General features: G+C 67.0%; 3 protein-coding genes. 2 read left to right on the top strand and 1 reads right to left on the bottom strand.

Annotated features, from left to right (window positions below; all coding sequences use genetic code 11):
* Positions 1-120: 120 nt before the first annotated feature.
* A complete protein-coding gene (locus tag ACN269_RS33235; RefSeq protein WP_421477071.1) occupies positions 121-312 on the bottom strand; it encodes a ferredoxin in 192 nt (63 codons plus the stop codon).
* 121 nt (positions 313-433) lie between these two features.
* Here ACN269_RS33235 and ACN269_RS33230 point away from each other — a divergent pair, with 121 nt between their 5' ends.
* Both ACN269_RS33230 and ACN269_RS33225 read left to right on the top strand, forming a co-directional pair.
* A complete protein-coding gene (locus tag ACN269_RS33230) occupies positions 434-1,615 on the top strand; it encodes an acyl-CoA dehydrogenase family protein (RefSeq protein ID WP_421477073.1) in 1,182 nt (393 codons plus the stop codon).
* A gap of 15 nt (positions 1,616-1,630) precedes the next feature.
* On the top strand, positions 1,631-1,950 hold a 320-nt coding region (locus ACN269_RS33225; RefSeq protein WP_421477069.1), incomplete at its 3' end, for an acyl-CoA dehydrogenase family protein.

The raw sequence follows: 1,950 nt of genomic DNA, 5'->3' as shown, positions 1-1,950 counted from the left end.
ACCGCCAGGCCAATCGCTTCGGCGCGGCCCAACCCCGCGGCGGCGCCGGTGACCACGGCGACGCGGCCGGACAGATCGATCGAGTCGTCAGCTGAGATGTCGGTCAATTTATGAATACCTCTAGTCTTTGCGGATCAGGGCGGCACGCGGGCACTCGGCGATCGACTGCTCGGCCAGGTCCTCCTGGTCGGCGGGCACCGGGTCGACTTTGACCACGGCGTAGTCCTCATCGTCGAGATCGAACAGATCGGGGGCGATTCCGAGACAGACTGCATTTCCCTCGCAGCGGTCGCGGTCAACTTCTACTCGCATCACAACCTCCTTGAGCCTGGGCTGACGGCCTGCCGCCAGAATACGAGCACAGCCGCTGGACCCCAAGAATAGAACGTGTTACAACCAGGGTTGTCGACGGGTGAACAGTGAGGATGAGGCGATGCGGATCGGCTACACCCCCGAGCAGGAGGAACTGCGCCGCGAACTGCGTGCGTACTTCACCGCGCTCATGACCCCGGAGCGGGCCGAGGCGCTGGCCTCCAACGACGGCGAGATGGGCCGCGGCAACGTCTACCGGGACACCGTCGCTCAGATGGGCAAGGACGGCTGGCTGACGCTGAGCTGGCCCGAGGAGTACGGCGGGCAGGCTCGCACCCCGATGGACGCGCTGATCTTCACCGACGAGGCGGCGATCGCCAACGTCCCGGTGCCGTTCCTGACCATCAACAGCGTCGCGCCGACGATCATGGCGTTCGGCACCGAGGAACAGAAGAAGTTCTTCCTGCCCAAGATCGCCGCGGGCGAGCTGCATTTCTCGATCGGCTACTCCGAACCCGGGGCCGGCACCGACTTGGCCGCGCTGCGCACGTCGGCGGTGCGGGATGGCGACGACTACATCATCAACGGCCAGAAGATGTGGACCAGCCTGATCGCCTACGCCGACTACGTGTGGCTGGCCGCCCGCACCAACCCCGACGCCAAGAAGCACCGCGGCATTTCGATGCTGATCGTGCCCACCACCGCCGAGGGTTTCTCCTGGACACCGGTGCACACGATGGCGGGAGTGGACACCAGCGCCACCTACTACTCCGACGTGCGGGTGCCGGTCACCAACCTTGTCGGCGAGGAGAACGCGGGCTGGAAGCTGGTCACCAACCAGCTCAACCACGAACGGGTGGCACTGGTGTCGGCCCAACCGATCTTCGTCGCGCTCAACGGTGTCCGGGAGTGGGCCCAGAACACCAAGGACGCCCACGGCGGCCGGCTGATCGACTCGGAGTGGGTGCAACTCAACCTGGCCCGGGTCCACGCCAAGGCCGAGGTGCTCAAGCTGATCAACTGGGAGCTGGCGTCATCCGACGACGCGGCGCCCTCGCCTGCCGACGCGTCGGCGGCCAAGGTGTTCGGCACCGAGCTGGCCACCGAGGCCTACCGGCTGTTGATGGAGGTGCTCGGCACCGCTGCCACCCTGCGCACCGGCTCGCCGGGCGCGCTGCTGCGCGGGCGGATCGAGCGGATGCACCGCTCGTGTCTGATACTGACGTTTGGCGGCGGTACCAACGAGATTCAGCGCGACATCATCGGCATGGTGGCACTCGGCCTGCCGCGGGCCAACCGGTAAGGACGGGACGATCAGATGGACTTCAAGTCAACCGAAGCCGCCGCCGATCTCGGCGGGCTGGTACGTACCGTCACCGATGCGGTGTGCACACCCGAGCACCAGCGTGAACTCGACGGTCTCGACCAACGGTTCGACCGCGCGCTGTGGGGCAAGCTGATCGACGCCGACGTGCTGTCCACCGCAGCACCAGAATCGGTGGGCGGTGGCGGTTTCGGCGTGCTCGAGCAGGTCGCCGTGCTGGTGGCACTGGGCCGTCAGCTGGCCGCGGTGCCCTACCTGGAGTCGGCCGTGCTGGCCGCCGGAGCGCTGGCGAAGTTCGCGCCCGACGCGCTGCA

The organism is Micromonospora sp. WMMD736, from assembly GCF_049179015.1.
Lineage (GTDB): Bacteria > Actinomycetota > Actinomycetes > Mycobacteriales > Micromonosporaceae > Micromonospora.
This window is presented reverse-complemented; position numbering and strand designations above follow the sequence as displayed.

What these genes read in the sequence shown, in the direction of transcription:
- ACN269_RS33230 (WP_421477073.1), top strand. Translation starts at nt 434, where the DNA reads ATGCGGATCGGCTACACCCCCGAGCAGGAGGAACTGCGCCGCGAACTG.
- ACN269_RS33235 (WP_421477071.1), bottom strand. Translation starts at nt 312, where the DNA reads ATGCGAGTAGAAGTTGACCGCGACCGCTGCGAGGGAAATGCAGTCTGT.